Raw genomic sequence first — 15,159 nt, 5'->3', positions numbered from 1 at the left:
TAAAAACCTTATAAAACAACAAGATAAAAAGTTATTTGTTTAGAAAATCAAAACTGGCACGTCGGCTGCAATACCTCTGGCAACGAACAAGACAACAAGCGAGACGCCACGATGGCCAACTTCAAGCTGTTCAACACCCAACAGGCAACACTGCCGGCATGCGACTCGCTGAACGCGGCTCAAGCACCGGCTTATGCCTACACAGCCAAACATCAGTTGGCCCAACTGGCAGCGACCGGTTGCCTCAACCAGACCTTTTACGCGTCGGCCGAAAGCCAACTGGATAACGTGTTGCACCTCGTGGCCGAACTGGACAGCCACTACGTCGCCAAGGCCGCCCTTTACGCTCGTAAAAAAGGTCACATGAAAGACATGCCGGCCTTGATGCTTGCAGCCCTGACTGCACAGCGCTCAGAGCGGGTACCAGCGCTGTTCGAACAGGTGGTGGACAGCGGCAAGATGCTGCGCAATTTCGTACAGATCCTGCGCAGCGGGGTGACGGGGCGTAAGTCACTCGGTTCGCAGCCAAAACGGCTGGTACAAAACTGGTTGAACAACGCCAGTGAACGTCAGCTGTTACAGGCATCGATCGGTCATCAACCATCGCTGGCGGATGTGGTGAAGATGGTTCACCCCAAACCCTCTGAAGCCTGGCGTGAAGCGTTTTTTGCCTGGTTGATCGGTAAACCGGTGGATGTGCAGGCACTGCCTGAACTGACGCGCTCGCTGCTGGCCTTTCGCAGCGGGGCGAGCCAGGAGGTGCCGCAGGTACCGTTTCAGTTGCTGGGCAATGAGACACTGACCAAGGAACAATGGGCGACTCAAGCCAGGAACATGGGCTGGCAGGCGCTGCGTATGAACCTCAACACCCTGGCGCGCCACGGTGCGTTTCAGGTGCCGGGTTGCGCCGAGTATGTGGCGGCCCGCCTGGCGGATGCCGAGGCGGTGGCCAAGGCGCGGGTTTATCCGTATCAGTTGCTCGCGGCCTACCGAATGACCGGTGATGAGGTGCCGCAGGTGGTGCGAGAAGCGTTGCAGGATGCGCTGGAACTGTCGTTGGTCAACGTGCCGGCGCTGCAAGGTTCGGTGATTGTTTGTCCGGATGTTTCGGGATCAATGCACAGTCCGGTGACCGGTTATCGTCAGGGCGCGACCACAGCAGTACGCTGTATTGATGTGGCTGCGCTGCTGGCCGCCGCCGTACTGCGCAAGCAACCGGCTGCTCGGGTGATGCCGTTTGAAATGCAGGTGGTGGACATTCAGCTCAACCCTCGCGACAGCGTGATGAGCAATGCCGAGAAGTTGGCCGCCATCGGTGGCGGCGGGACTCGCTGTTCCGCGCCGCTGGAGCAACTGGCGGACGCCAGGGCCAAGGTCGATACGCTGATCATGGTCTCGGACAACGAATCCTGGATGGATGCGCGGCGCCGCGGTGCAACGGAAACGATGCGCCAATGGGAGCGGATCAAACAGATCAACCCGAAGGCGCGACTGGTGTGCATTGATATGCAACCCGGCTTCTGGACCCAGGCGCCAGACCGTGAAGACATCTTGAATGTCGGCGGTTTCAGCGACTCGGTGTTCGACGTGATCGCGCAGTTCACCGCCGGCAACTATGGCGCGCAACATTGGGTAAACGCGATCGAGGCCATGGAGCTTTGATCGGTCACACAGAGCATTGATTTTTTACAGGCGCTGAATGCCGATGGGACTACATCAACGACGTCTCATCAAACCCTTGTCAGCGCTTGTGAAAGGCACGAATGCCGAGTGGCTGTACATCTTAGGCCGGTTAACCCCGGAGCGCGGCAACGCGCAACAGTCACTCATTTTTGTCGTGCCACCTTTTTGGATTTGCCCGGTAAATGCCGGAGAAACCACAGAACAACGCCGAACAATCGGCCAATAGAAAAGAATCGAAATCATGCAAGAACATACTTACCAACTGCTGGAAGTCGCCAACGGCAAACCGATCAAGCTCTGGACCGAGGGCGTCCCGGTAGAAAACGAAGCCAGACAGCAATTGATGAACACCGCCAAGATGCCGTTCATCTTCAAGCATCTGGCCGTGATGCCCGATGTACACCTGGGCAAGGGCTCGACCATCGGCAGCGTGATTCCCACGGTCGGCGCGATCATTCCAGCCGCCGTCGGAGTGGACATTGGTTGCGGCATGATCGCCGCGTGCACGTCGCTGACGGCCAGTGATTTGCCAGACAACCTGCATGGCCTTCGTTGCGCGATCGAGAAAGCGGTGCCCCATGGCCGCACCAGTGGGCGCGGCGGTCGGGACAAGGGTGCCTGGGACAGCGTTCCGCATCAGGCGGACCGGGCCTGGGCGGCACTGGACTCGCGGTTCAAGGCGATCACCGACAAGTACCCGAAACTCGCCAACACCAATAACCGTGGGCACTTGGGCACGCTGGGTAGCGGAAATCACTTCATCGAGGTGTGCCTGGATGAAGCCAACCGGGTCTGGTTCATGCTCCACAGCGGTTCCCGTGGCGTCGGCAACGCTATCGGCAACCTGTTCATTCAAATGGCTCAGGCGGACATGCGTCAGCACCTCGCCAATTTGCCGGACCGTGACCTGGCTTACTTTAAAGAAGGCAGCCGGCACTTCGATGACTACGTCGAAGCGGTCGGCTGGGCCCAGGACTTCGCCCGGCAGAACCGTGCATTGATGATGCAAGCGGTGATTCAAGCGACACGAAAAGTGATCAGCAAGCCCTTTGAGGTGGCGCTGGAAGCGGTGAACTGCCACCACAACTACGTGCAGAAAGAGCGGCATTTTGGTCAGGAAATTCTAGTCACCCGCAAAGGCGCGGTATCGGCCAGGAAGGGCGAGTTGGGGATTATCCCGGGATCGATGGGCGCCAAAAGCTTCATCGTTCGTGGGCTGGGTAACGAGGAATCGTTCTGCTCCTGCAGCCACGGCGCCGGCCGCACCATGAGTCGTACCAAAGCGAAAAGCCTGTTTACCGTCGAAGATCAGATCCGTGCCACCGCCCACGTGGAGTGCCGCAAGGATGCTGCCGTCATCGATGAAATTCCGATGGCCTACAAGGACATCGACCACGTCATGCACGCCCAGCGCGAGTTGGTGGAAGTGCTGCACACCTTGCGTCAGGTGGTGTGCGTAAAAGGATAGGAAAAATGGAATATCACGATCACCACCCCCTGGCGCCCGAGATGCGCGTCAGGGTTCTGCAGGAGCTGGAACGCATAGAACGCGAGCGTAACGTCACCGTACTTTACGCCTGCGAATCCGGCAGTCGGGCTTGGGGTTTCGCCTCGACTGACAGCGATTACGACGTACGTTTCGTGTATGTGGAGAAGCCCGACTGGTTCGTTCAGGTTGATACAGCGCGGGATGTGATCGAGCGCCCGTTGGACGATGAACTCGATGTCAGCGGCTGGGAACTGCGCAAGACCTTGGGGTTGTTACGCAAATCCAACCCGACCTTGCTGGAGTGGCTGGATTCACCGCTTGTGTATCGCAGCGAATCTGCTGCGACCTTGCGTCTGCGTGCGTTGGCCGAAGCGTTCTACAGTCCACCGGCAGCACGTAACCATTACCTGTCGATGGCGAAGAAGAACTTTCGTGGCTATCTGCAAGGCGACAGCGTTCGCTTCAAGAAGTACTTCTACGTGCTACGGCCGTTGCTGGCCGTGCGCTGGATCGATCAAGGTCTGGGTCGCCCGCCGATGACGTTCGCCGATCTGCTGAACACCGTAGATGACTCGTCGTTGCTGGATGAAGTCGCGGAACTGCTGGTGCTCAAACGCAACGCCGATGAAAGCGCATACGGCCCAAAGCGCCACGCCTTGCACGCGTTCATCGCCGCAGAATTGGAGCGTGCCGTACCCAAACTGCCGCGCACTCAGGAAAACTCGCGATTGCTGGACGACTACTTGAGAGAGACCGTCAAGCACTACGCCTAAGGATGAAGATGAAACAGGAAGTGATTGAACTGGACGGCGCCATGGGCGGTGGTCAGGTGTTGCGCAGCGCTCTAAGCCTGTCAATGGTGACCGGTCGCGCTCTGCACATTAGAAATATTCGAACCAGGCGCAGCCGACCCGGATTGCTGCGTCAGCACCTGACCGCCGTACTGGCGGCGGCTCAGGTTTGCGATGCGAGCGTGCAGGGCGTCGAGCTGGGCTCGCAAAGCGTGTCCTTCGAGCCGGGGCCGATTCGCGGCGGGGATTTCAGCTTTGCCATTGGCACCGCTGGAAGCTGCACCCTGGTGTTGCAGACGCTGTTGCCTGCCTTGTTGTTGGCACCTGAAGCCAGTCGCGTGCGCATATCGGGCGGTACTCATAATTCGATGGCGCCGCCCACCGATTTTCTGCAACTGGCCTGGTTGCCACAACTGCGACGCATGGGCGCCGAGGTTGAATTGCAGCTGGTGCGGCATGGGTTTGTGCCGGCTGGGGGCGGCGAGATCGAGGCGTTTATTCAGCCGTCGACCCTGATTCCGTTGCACCTGCTGGAGCGTGGTGCCTTGCTCACACAACGCGCTTGTGCGCTGGTCGCGGGCATCGCGCCGAATGTGGCTGAGCGTGAACTGAGTCAGGTCGCCAAACGGTTGGACATGGCGCAAGACGAATTGCAGTGCGTCGTCCTCGATCAGGACCGTGGCCCCGGTAACGTCCTGCTGCTGGAATATGCTTTTGAGCACATCACTGAAGTGTTCAGCGCATTCGGTCAGGCGGCCCTTCGCGCAGAAAAGGTCGCCGATGGCGCGATCAATCAGGCGGCGGACTGGCTCAATAGCGAGGCGGCAGTGGCCGAACACCTTGCCGATCAATTGCTGTTGCCCATGGCGCTGGCGGGCGGTGGAAGCTTCACAACACCGCGGATGACCGAGCATCTGCAAAGCAATATCGCGGTGATTGAACGCTTCCTGCCGATGACAATCGATTGCCAGGAGGAGGGGCCCAACAGGATCAGGGTTGAGTGCAAGCGCTCGACTCAGTGATCACGATGCCTTCCTCTACTTCACCGCATAGAACTTGCGCACATACCGCGTACTTTTCCACGCGCACGGTGCGCCTCGCGGCACAAACACACTGTCGCCGGTGTTGACCTCCACACTCGTTCCATCAGGTGTCAGCAGGGTGACACTGCCTTCGATCAGGTTCATCAGCTCATGGAGTTTGTGGGGGCGGCCGTGGCGCTCATACGGTGTCGAATCCCAAACACCGACGCGTAGCTGGGTGGCGTCGTCTTCGAAGGCATTGTGTGAGCGGCACTGCGGCGTCGGCCCGATCAAAATCTGCGGTTCCGGTGCGGCCGAAGGCGAGAGCATGTCCAGCGGGTCGAGCGCGGTCAGGCCGGGTGTCGGCTGTGCGCTGGGGCTGGTGACGGCACAAAAGGCCCAGCACGTATCCGCTTGAGCCTGGAGTCGCAGCGATGTCCCTCGACCGATCACCGCGCTGGCCCCGACACCCAGTTCCAGCGTCTGCGTTTCGGATTGCAGCCCGTGAGCGTTTATGGAGCATGGATTGATGGAATGCATCGTCGGAGGCTTTGCGCACCATGGGGCTGACTGATTATCGAGCACTGCTCATCGATTGCGATGAGGTCCTGGTCGACCGGGACTCGGGTGTCTGGACGGCACTGCAACCGCTGCTGGACAGCCGAGGCGGTCATCCGGACAAGGAACAGGTGCTGGCCGAATACAGCGAGGTGGTGCGAGCGCTGTATCCGCGTTTCGCTGAACTGGGCTTTAGTGGCGTGCTGTGTTTTGCCCATCGCCAGCTGGCCGAGCGCTGGGGCCTGAAAGCCAGTTGGGAGGAGGGCATGAGCTTTGCCCGTTCGGTGGCCGGTTGGTCGCTATTCGAGGACGCGCCCGGGGCGATGTTGTACCTGCGCAAGTTCTACCGCTTGCTGGTGCACGGCGACCGGGACGCCGAGGATCGAGGGCTGCTGTGTGAGCGACTGGGGATCATGCCCGACGATTTCATTTCACTGGTCGGCGACCCTTTGCTCGATCCAGAGTGGTTGAAGGCCAGCGAACTTGAACCCGGCAGCATCCTGCACGTGACCCGACCTTCGGCCGGTCGACAGGCGGCCAAAGACGTGTGCCTGATCTGTCGTGGCCGGTCAAAACACCCCACGCCGTGCGCGGCGGATTACTGTATTAACAGCATGGCGGATCTGGTGACTCAGCATCAGCTGTCTTTACGGCGCTGATTTTGCTAGAAGATTGTCTTACAAACGGCAGTCAAGAGGTACGCAATGGAAGGGTTAGTCAAACTGGACCGAATCGACATCAGCATCCTGGTGGAGCTGCAAAAGGACGGGCGCATGACCAACGTCAGCCTGGCCGATGCGGTGGGGTTGTCGGCCAGTCCCTGCCTGCAACGGGTCAAACGGCTTGAGTCGGCCGGGTATATTTCCAGCTACAAGGCGCACCTGAACCTGGCCAAGATCACCGATTCGGTGACGGTGTTTACCGAGATCACCTTGAGCGACCACAAGCGCGAAGACTTCGCCAAGTTCGAGTCCAATATCCGTCTGGTGGACGAAGTGCTCGAATGCCATTTGATCAGCGGTGGCTACGATTATCTGGTGCGCTTCATGACCCGCAGCATCCAGCATTATCAGGAAGTGATCGAAAGCCTGCTCGACAAGAACATCGGCATCTCCAAGTACTTCAGTTACATCGTCATCAAATCTCCGGTACTCAAGGACGGCGTGCCGCTGCGCAAGCTTCTGCGTCACTGAACCAATCCCCCCATTCCCAATCCCAACATGAACCCCCTGTGGGAGCGAGCCTGCTCGCGAAGAGGCCGCTACATTCAACATCTCTGTTGACTGTGACGCCGCCTTCGCGAGCAGGCTCGCTCCCACAGTTGTATTCGCATTGCACTGCGTTTGGACATCAGGCCGGCACAACCGCCCAAGGCGCTTCATCCTGGCGCAAGCCGCACAAACGGCTGTTTCAAGCCACAAAAACAGTTGCCGATTGCCCCCTGTGCGTTGATTTCGGATCAAAGCGCAAAAGTCTCTGCGGTGTAATGCGTTCAGAGAGAGGGGAGCGGTTTGTTGTCTGGCTGGTTTCGATAAAACGAGGCGGCGGCAACGACCCGTTGAATAACACCAATCGGAGCGAAAAAAATGCGAATGAGCAACGCAAAAGCACTATTGGGTTACGGCGTCCTCCTGCTGGCGAGCAGCAGCGAGGCGCATCAAATCTGGTATGAACAGCCACCCGGGCAACCCCTGGCGTTGTACTACGGGGAATATGACAAGAACATGCTGGAAGTCACGCCGGGCGGGATGGACCGGTTCCAGCAACTCAAGGGCTGGTCGATCAGCAACAGGTCCCAGCCATTAACACTGACCTTGCAGCGTCAGGCCTTTGCGGTGGCTCATCAAACCAGGGCAGATGATTCGCTGCTGGCCCAGGACCCGCACTATCCGATCTTCGACCTTCATGAGGCGGACAAGGCGCTGAAGACTCACTGGACGCCGGCGACCCGTTGGGTCGGTGACTTGCGCGCGCGCACCCCGGAACTGACCCTGGACATCGTGCCCACCGGCGTCGCCGATGCTGGCAAGGCGCAGTTCCAGGTGTTCTATGCGTCCAAACCGTTGACCGACCAGGACGTGGTGCTGGAAACCGGCTCCGATGACGTGTTCACCCAGCGCACCGATGCCGCGGGCAAAGTCAGCTTCGAGCTGCCGTGGCAGGGCACCTACGTGGTGGCCGTGGAATACAAGGACCGCACGCCCGGCGAACGCATCAGTCCTCAAGGCAAGGCCGAACCGTTCGATATAAAGAGCTTCAGTTCGACACTGTCGTTCTATCGATCACAGGGCCAGACGCCATTGCCGCGAGCGCCGTCGCAGCTTCCGGCATCGGAAGTCGCCAGGCTCAAGAAACAAGTCTGATCCCTCGACCACTACATGAGTGACTGATATGACCCCTTCTTCAGGATTGGCAGGGCAGGCGACAACCGCTTCCCCTGCGCTTGCAACCAGTGCCGTCAAGGCCAACACCCGAATGCTGGCGATCGACGCCCTGCGTGGTTTCGTCATGCTGTTGATGCTGATCGACCATGTGCGGGAAACCTTTCTGCTGCACCGTCAGGTCACCGACCCGATCGATGCGTTGAGCGTCACGCCGGACCTGTACTTCACCCGCATGCTCAGCGAGATCTGCGCCCCGGCGTTCATCTTCCTCACCGGTTTGTCGGCCTGGCTGTACAGCCAGAAACACACGGCGAAAGAAACCTCGGTGTTCCTGCTCAAGCGCGGGTTGTTCCTGGTATTTCTCGAAGTCACCTTCGTGTGCTTTGCCTGGAATGCCGAGTTCCCGCCCAAGACCCTGTGGCTGCAGGTGATCTGGTGCATCGGCATCTGCATGATCGTGCTCGCCGGGTTGCTGCACTTCAAACGCAGCTGGCTGATCGTACTCGGGGTGGCGATTGTCGCCGGGCACAACCTGCTCGATGGCGTGACCGTGGGGCCGGAGTCGCCGTTCTTCGTGCCGTGGTCGATCCTGCATCAGCGGGTGTTCATCGACATCACCGAATTCACCCGGGCCCGCACCACTTACCCGGTATTGCCCTGGATTGGCGTGATTCTGCTGGGGTGGGGAATCGGGCCGTGGTTCGGCAAGGACATGGACCCGGCCGAGCGGATTTCCCGCCTGCTCAAACTGGGTGCAGGGCTGCTGGTGGCGTTCGTGTTCATTCGCTACCTGAACGTCTATGGCGAGAAACCCTGGGTGCAAACCGGTGATTCGTTGCGCACCTTCATGAGTTTCATGAGCGCCAAGAAGTACCCGCCTTCGCTGATGTTCCTGATGCCGACGATTGGCCTTTCGCTGATCTTGCTGGCGCTGTTCGAGAAGCTGCAGGATCGCTGGTCCACGGCAACCCTGGCGATCTACGGCGGGGCGCCGATGTTCTTCTATTTGCTGCACTTGTACGTACTCAAGGCCATGTACCTGGTGGCGGTCGCAATCTGGGGCGCCAATCAGGGGGATTACTATGGCTTCGATAACCTGCCCACGGTGTGGCTGTGGAGTGTGATCCTCGGGGTGCTGCTGTTCTTCCCGACGCGCTGGTTCGCCAACCTCAAACAGCGCCGTCGCGATATCGCGATCCTCAAATACCTCTGACGTGCCCAAGGGTGTCCCCCGTTCGGCGGGACACCTTGCAGACCCCGAATTCTGTGGAGTTGCACTGTGAAAACCCTATCGACACACACCCTGCTATTGGCATTGGGCGGGCAGTCCCTGCTCGCCCTGGCTTCAGAGCAAGACACCGCAAAAGGTTTTATCGAGGACAGTCAATGGAGCCTGCTCAATCGCAGCCTCTATGACCGTCGGGACTATGAACACGGCTCACTGAGCAATGGCGCGCGCAATGCCTTTAAGCCCCGCGCCGAACGCAGCGACCTGGCCGAGGAGTGGGCTTACGGCCTGATGGCCGATTTCACCTCCGGCTACACCGCCGGCACCGTGGGCTTGGGTATGGATGCTCATGTGTATTCCGGCTGGGAACTGGACAGCGGCGGCGGGCGGGCCGGCAAGGCGCGGGTGTTGGGCGTGGACAATGACGGGCACCCCAAGGATGAATTCAGCCGTGGCGGCGCCGTGGCCAAGCTGCGGTTTTCCTCGACGGAATTGCGTTACGGCGAGCAGCGGGTGAAAACGCCGGTGTTCGGTTCATCCGACAGCCGCTTGCTGCCGGAGACCGCCACCGGCTGGCTGCTGACCAGTCGCGAATTGCCCGCCACCACCCTGTATGGCGGACATTTCAACGAAAGCACCGACCGCAACGCCACCAGTCATGACCGAGGGTTTGTGGTCAATTACTCCAACGGCAAACAGGGCGACAGCTTCGACCTGGTGGGGGTGCGCAACACGGCGGTCAAAGGGCTCAACGCCAGCCTGTTCAGCGCGGATTATGCCGACACCTGGCGGCAGCACTACCTGGGCGCGGTCTACACCCAGCCGTTGGCGGAAGGCCAGGACCTGATCTTTGATCTCAATCTGTACCGAACTCAGGACACCGGCAAAGCCTTGTCCGGCCGCATCGACAACACCACCTGGAGTTTGCTGTCGACCTACAAGCTCGGTGCCCACAGCTTCGGCTTCGGGTATCAAAAGGTCGATGGCGACACGCCCTTCGATTACGTGACCCGTGGCGCGATCTACCTGAGCAACGCCGTGGCGCTGTCCGATTTCAACGCGCCCCGGGAGGCTTCCTGGCAAGCGCGCTACGACCTGAACATGGCCGGTTACGGCATTCCCGGCCTGAGCTTCGGCGCACTGTACGTGCGCGGCAGCGGCATCGACGGCACTCACATGGACCCGAACGGCGGCTACAAGTGGCTGGGTTACGGGCAGGGTGGTAAGCACTGGGAACGTGATCTGCAGGCCAAATACGTGGTGCAGTCGGGCGTCGCGAAAAACCTCGCGTTTAGCCTGCGGCATGCGGTTCACCGCGGGAATGCGGCGCAAGCAGAGCTGGACGCCAATCAGATCCGCCTGGCGATTGAATACCCGCTGGGTGGCAAATTCTGATCTGGAACGGGATAGCTTTTGTGCACTTTTATAAGGCCGCGCAACACGCCTCTGCACTATGCGAAGGCAAATATCGGGCGTTCATGGACACCCGTGGTCAACGTTTACTGGAGCAAGGACTGCCAATGGCCGACTGGCACAAAGTCTGCAAGACACTGTTCAGGCCCACTGTGAACGCAGTCGAGTGGGCAGCCCCCTCGGTCAACGACGATCGATTGGCCGAACAGGTCGCGGGCAACATCGGTGGATCCGGCATAGATGCCTGACTTAGCACCGTAAACGAACAGGCAAAGACGCCTGGAACCGCAAGGTTTCAGGCGTTTTTTTTTGCTTTTTGAACAGCTATCGACGGGTGTCTCTTATGAATTCCAATGTTGCCACTTTGAACAAGCTGCAAACGCTGATCGTGATCGGCAATGGCATGGTCGGACATCATTGTGTCGAACAGCTGATCGAACGCGGTGCCCTTGATCACTATCGGCTGCACGTGTTCAGCGAGGAGCCGATGCGTGCCTACGACCGCGTGCACCTTTCCGAGTATTTCTCCGGCCGTGATGCCGAGTCGCTGGCCCTCGGTGAAGCCTCGTTGTACCAGACCCCGGGCGTCACCCTGCATTTGGGTGTGCCGGTATTGGAAATCGACCGCGCACGCCGTCAGGTGATCACAGCGCAAGGCTGTGTCTCTTACGACAAATTGGTGCTGGCCACCGGGTCCTATCCGTTTGTGCCGCCGATCGAAGGCGCCGAGGGCGATTCGCGCCTGGTGTATCGCACCCTTGAAGACCTCGACGCCATCCGTGCCGCGGCGACCAACGCCCGACGTGGTGTGGTCGTCGGCGGTGGCTTGCTGGGCCTGGAAGCGGCCAACGCCCTGAAAACCCTGGGCCTGGAAGCCCATGTGGTGGAATTCGCCCCGCGCCTGATGCCGGTGCAACTGGATGAATACGGCGGCCTGGCGCTCAAGGCGCAGATCGAGCGGCTCGGCGTCGGTGTGCACCTGTCGCGCGGAACGCAATCGATCAGCGCAGGCGAGGAATACCGCTACCGGATGAACTTCGCCAATGACGAATTTCTTGAAACCGACCTGATCGTGTTTTCCGCCGGTATCCGTGCGCAAGACGCACTGGCCCGTCAATGCTCGCTGGAAGTCGGCCCGCGCGGCGGTGTGGTGATTGACGACCAATGCCAGAGCAGCGATCCGAACATCTACGCCATCGGCGAGTGTGCCGCGTGGAATGGCAGCATTTTTGGCCTGGTCGCCCCCGGTTACCAAATGGCGCGTGGTGTTGCCGCACTGCTGTGCAACGAAACCGCCGAGCCGTTCATGGGCGCGGACATGTCGACCAAGCTCAAACTGCTGGGCGTCGATGTCGGTTCCATCGGCGACGCGCACGGCAGCACGCCGGGCGCGCGCAGTTATCAGTTCATCGACGAAACCACGGCCAGCTATCGACGCTTGGTGGTGGATGCCACGGGCAAGCACGTACTCGGTGCGGTGCTGGTCGGTGACAACAGCTATTACGACACGCTGCTGCAATACATGCAGAACGCGATTGCGCTGCCGGCGGAACCCGCCAGCCTGATTCTGCCGTCGTCCGAAGGCGCGCCGACCCTGGGCCCGGGCGCGTTGCCCGAATCGGCCACGGTGTGCTCGTGCCACAACGTCACCAAGGGTTCCATTTGCTCGGCCATCGACGGTGGCTGCACCGACCTCGGCTTGCTCAAGTCGCAGACCAAAGCCTGCACCGGTTGCGGCGGTTGTGCCGGGTTGCTCAAGCAGGTTTTCGAGCATGAGTTGATTGCCCGTGGCGTCAGCGTCGACAAGAGCCTGTGCGAACACTTTGCCTATACCCGTCAGGAGCTTTATGCGCTGGTGCGGGTAGAAGGGGTGATCACCTTCGAAGAACTGCTGGCCAAGCATGGTCGTGGCCACACCGGTTGCGACGTGTGCAAACCGGCGGTGGGCTCGATCCTCGCGTCGTGCTGGAACCAGCCGATCATGGACGCGTCGCTGGTGCCGCTGCAGGACACCAACGACACCTTCATGGCCAACATGCAGAAAAACGGCACCTATTCGGTGGTGCCGCGCATCCCCGGTGGCGAGATCACCGCCGACAAACTGATCGCGATTGGTGTGGTGGCGAAGAAATACGACCTCTACACCAAAATCACTGGCGGCCAGCGTATCGACCTGTTTGGCGCGCAGTTGCATGAATTGCCGGACATCTGGGCCGAGCTGATTGAAGCCGGTTTCGAAACCGGGCACGCCTACGGAAAATCGACCCGCACAGTGAAGTCTTGCGTCGGCAGCACCTGGTGCCGTTATGGCGTGCAAGACAGCGTGCAAATGGCCCTGACCATCGAGGACCGCTACAAGGGTCTGCGCTCGCCGCACAAGCTCAAGTTCGCGGTGTCTGGTTGCACCCGGGAATGCGCCGAGGCCCAGAGCAAAGACGTTGGCGTGATCGCCACCGAGAAAGGCTGGAACCTTTACATCGCCGGCAACGGCGGCATGCGCCCGCGTCACGCGGAGTTGTTCGCCACCGACCTCGACGATGCGACCCTGATCCGCTACATCGACCGTTTCCTGATGTTCTACATCCGCACCGCTGACAAATTGCAGCGTACCTCGGTCTGGCGCGAAAGCCTGGAGGGCGGCCTCGATTACCTCAAAGACGTGATCATTCACGACAGCCTCGGACTTGGCGCGGAACTTGAATCGCAAATGCAGTTGGTCGTCGATCGCTATGAATGCGAATGGGCGAATGCCCTCAAAGATCCGGAAAAACTCAAACGCTTCCGTACCTTCGTCAACGATAAACGCCCGGACCCGGACATCCACTTTGTCCAGGAGCGCGGCCAGCGGCGCCCGATCATGGCGGCCGAACTCAACCTTATCCCTGTTACCGAGGAGATTGCCTGATGAGCCAGTCCAATACCCAACGCATCGATTCCCTGGAAAACACCGAGGCCTGGCAAACGGTGTGTGAGCAACAGGACCTGGTGAGCAACTCCGGCGTCGTCGTCTGGCTCGACGGCGCACAGGTGGCGTTGTTCTACCTGCCCGGTGCCGAGGGTCGGACCCTCTACGCCATCGACAATCATGACCCGCAATCCGGGGCGAATGTGATCGGTCGCGGGTTGGTCGGTAGCATCAAGGGGGATCTGGTTGTTGCATCGCCGATCTACAAACAGCATTTTCGCCTTGAGGACGGCAGCTGTCTGGAGTACCCGCAACAGCGACTGCGTGTCTGGCCTGTGCGCTTGAACGCCGGTGTGGTGCAAGTCGGGGTGGCTTGAAGGTGGTCAACAGGATCGCGCAACGGTATCGGAGGCACTGATGAAAACAGCCGCACAATTGCTGAAACTCAAGGTCGTGCAAAACCGCCAGGTGCATAGCATCGCGCCCGATGAAATGGTGCTTGAAGCCCTGAGGGTCATGGCCGAAAAGAACGTGGGCGCGCTTCCGGTGATCGAGGCCGGGCAGGTGGTCGGCGTGATCAGCGAGCGCGACTATGCGCGCAAGGTCGTTCTGCAGGGGCGCTCTTCGGTCGGTACGCCGGTGCGCGACATCATGAGCGCGCCCGTGGTGACCGCCGACAGTCAGCAGAGCATCGAGCGTTGCATGGCGGTCATGACCGATAGCCATCTGCGCCACCTGCCGGTGGTGGACGGCGGCGAACTGATTGGTCTGTTATCGATTGGGGATCTGGTCAAGGAAGCCATCGTCGAGCAGGCTGATCTGATTCGGCAGTTGGAGCATTACATTCGTGGGCACTGAATGGGGTGGCGCCTCGCTGTTTAATTAAGGTTGGGGGTACATATCCGTTTCTGCGGTGATGGCGACTTAGGGTTCCGCCCTTACGGCGGGTCACTTGGAAAAGCGCCAAGTAACCAAACGCTTTTGCCCCTGACGTACGGTGCCTCGCCTAGGCTCGGCATACCCTCGCTCCGGTCCTGCTCCGTGGGCCCGCCGCCATCGGCCATCCATGGCCGGGGGCGGCTACCGCGGCATCCTTGCCGCGGTGCCCACTGCGCAGAACCTGCGCTCGGCCTTCCGACGGGGCAGATCAAGATCAGAAGCAAGATCAAAAGCAAGATCAAAAGCCTGGCGCTGTACCTGTGGGAGCGAGCCTGCTCGCGAAAGACGTGAACGATAACGCGTGCTGTCTGAATGAACGCGGTGTCCGGACGTTTTTCGCGAGCAGGCTCGCTCCCACAGGGGGAATGTGTACGCTTGAAGAGGCAGGCCGGCCAGGTAGGCCGCCTCGCTTTTGCTTTTGCGGTGTACGCCCCCTCGAGAGGCCGAGTGGAGGTTCTGCGCAGTGGGCAACCCGGCATGGATGCCGGGTTAGCCGCCCCCGGCCATGGATGGCCGATGGCGGCGGGCCCACGGAGCAGGACCGGAGCGAGGGCATGCCGAGCCTAGGCGAGGCACCGAACGTCAGGGGCAAAGCGCTTTGGTTACTTTCGCGCTCTTCGAAAGTGACCCGCCGTAAGGGCGGAACCATAAGCAGCCGTGACCGCAGTAACGGATATACACACGAACTGGGAGGTTTTGCGGGTTTCTTGATCGGTATCAACCGCATGGCCAGGCGGGCTCTGTAGT

Annotated in this window: 13 protein-coding genes and 1 pseudogene; 13 read left to right on the top strand and 1 reads right to left on the bottom strand. The window is 60.0% G+C overall.

The genetic code is table 11. The features are described 5' to 3' along the window. Positions 1-111: 111 nt before the first annotated feature. From ACYZTW_RS17965 to rtcA, 4 genes are all read left to right on the top strand, one after another. Complete coding sequence (locus ACYZTW_RS17965) at positions 112-1,662, top strand: RNA-binding protein (RefSeq protein WP_462001144.1); 1,551 nt, start codon at positions 112-114, stop codon at positions 1,660-1,662. Between the two features lie 262 nt (positions 1,663-1,924). Next, positions 1,925-3,151, top strand: coding sequence for an RtcB family protein (locus ACYZTW_RS17960; protein ID WP_462001143.1), 1,227 nt, complete (start codon positions 1,925-1,927; stop codon positions 3,149-3,151). Positions 3,152-3,156: 5 nt separating this feature from the next. Beyond that, the gene (locus ACYZTW_RS17955; RefSeq protein WP_462001142.1) at positions 3,157-3,945 is read left to right on the top strand and encodes a nucleotidyltransferase domain-containing protein; all 789 of its coding nucleotides are present in this window, start codon (positions 3,157-3,159) and stop codon (positions 3,943-3,945) included. Between the two features lie 8 nt (positions 3,946-3,953). Beyond that, on the top strand, positions 3,954-4,985 hold the full coding sequence (rtcA, locus tag ACYZTW_RS17950; protein ID WP_462001141.1) for an RNA 3'-terminal phosphate cyclase: 1,032 nt from the start codon (positions 3,954-3,956) through the stop codon (positions 4,983-4,985). A gap of 15 nt (positions 4,986-5,000) precedes the next feature. Here the strand turns inward: rtcA and ACYZTW_RS17945 are convergent. Further along, a pseudogene (locus ACYZTW_RS17945) lies at positions 5,001-5,486 on the bottom strand (cupin domain-containing protein); the annotation flags it as partial. Between the two features lie 59 nt (positions 5,487-5,545). On the opposite strand from ACYZTW_RS17945, the gene ACYZTW_RS17940 reads away from it, so the two are divergent. The 9 genes from ACYZTW_RS17940 (at position 5,546) to ACYZTW_RS17900 (ending at position 14,331) form a co-directional block, all read left to right on the top strand. After that, the gene (locus ACYZTW_RS17940) at positions 5,546-6,202 is read left to right on the top strand and encodes an HAD family hydrolase (protein ID WP_462001140.1); all 657 of its coding nucleotides are present in this window, start codon (positions 5,546-5,548) and stop codon (positions 6,200-6,202) included. A 45-nt stretch (positions 6,203-6,247) separates the two neighbouring features. Further along, complete coding sequence (locus tag ACYZTW_RS17935; protein ID WP_008055821.1) at positions 6,248-6,736, top strand: Lrp/AsnC family transcriptional regulator; 489 nt, start codon at positions 6,248-6,250, stop codon at positions 6,734-6,736. Between the two features lie 399 nt (positions 6,737-7,135). Continuing rightward, on the top strand, positions 7,136-7,906 hold the full coding sequence (locus tag ACYZTW_RS17930; protein WP_462001139.1) for a DUF4198 domain-containing protein: 771 nt from the start codon (positions 7,136-7,138) through the stop codon (positions 7,904-7,906). A gap of 28 nt (positions 7,907-7,934) precedes the next feature. Continuing rightward, entirely contained in the window at positions 7,935-9,140 is a 1,206-nt protein-coding gene (locus ACYZTW_RS17925) for a DUF1624 domain-containing protein (RefSeq protein ID WP_462001138.1), read from the top strand. Between the two features lie 66 nt (positions 9,141-9,206). Continuing rightward, complete coding sequence (locus ACYZTW_RS17920) at positions 9,207-10,550, top strand: OprD family porin (RefSeq protein WP_462001137.1); 1,344 nt, start codon at positions 9,207-9,209, stop codon at positions 10,548-10,550. Between the two features lie 20 nt (positions 10,551-10,570). Continuing rightward, positions 10,571-10,816 (top strand): hypothetical protein, encoded by a 246-nt coding sequence (locus ACYZTW_RS17915; RefSeq protein WP_462001136.1) that lies wholly within the window; start codon positions 10,571-10,573, stop codon positions 10,814-10,816. 95 nt (positions 10,817-10,911) lie between these two features. Next, positions 10,912-13,473 carry a nitrite reductase large subunit NirB gene (nirB, locus tag ACYZTW_RS17910; protein ID WP_462001135.1) on the top strand — a complete coding sequence of 854 codons (2,562 nt, stop codon included), beginning with the start codon at positions 10,912-10,914 and terminating at the stop codon, positions 13,471-13,473. After that, the gene (nirD, locus tag ACYZTW_RS17905; RefSeq protein WP_462001134.1) at positions 13,473-13,850 is read left to right on the top strand and encodes a nitrite reductase small subunit NirD; all 378 of its coding nucleotides are present in this window, start codon (positions 13,473-13,475) and stop codon (positions 13,848-13,850) included. Before nirB ends, nirD begins: the two co-directional genes overlap by 1 nt. Before the next feature lie 40 nt (positions 13,851-13,890). Continuing rightward, positions 13,891-14,331, top strand: coding sequence for a CBS domain-containing protein (locus tag ACYZTW_RS17900; RefSeq protein ID WP_462001133.1), 441 nt, complete (start codon positions 13,891-13,893; stop codon positions 14,329-14,331). The last annotated feature ends 828 nt before the right edge of the window (positions 14,332-15,159 follow it).

This window comes from Pseudomonas sp. LB3P25 (genome assembly GCF_054897985.1).
This window is presented reverse-complemented; position numbering and strand designations above follow the sequence as displayed.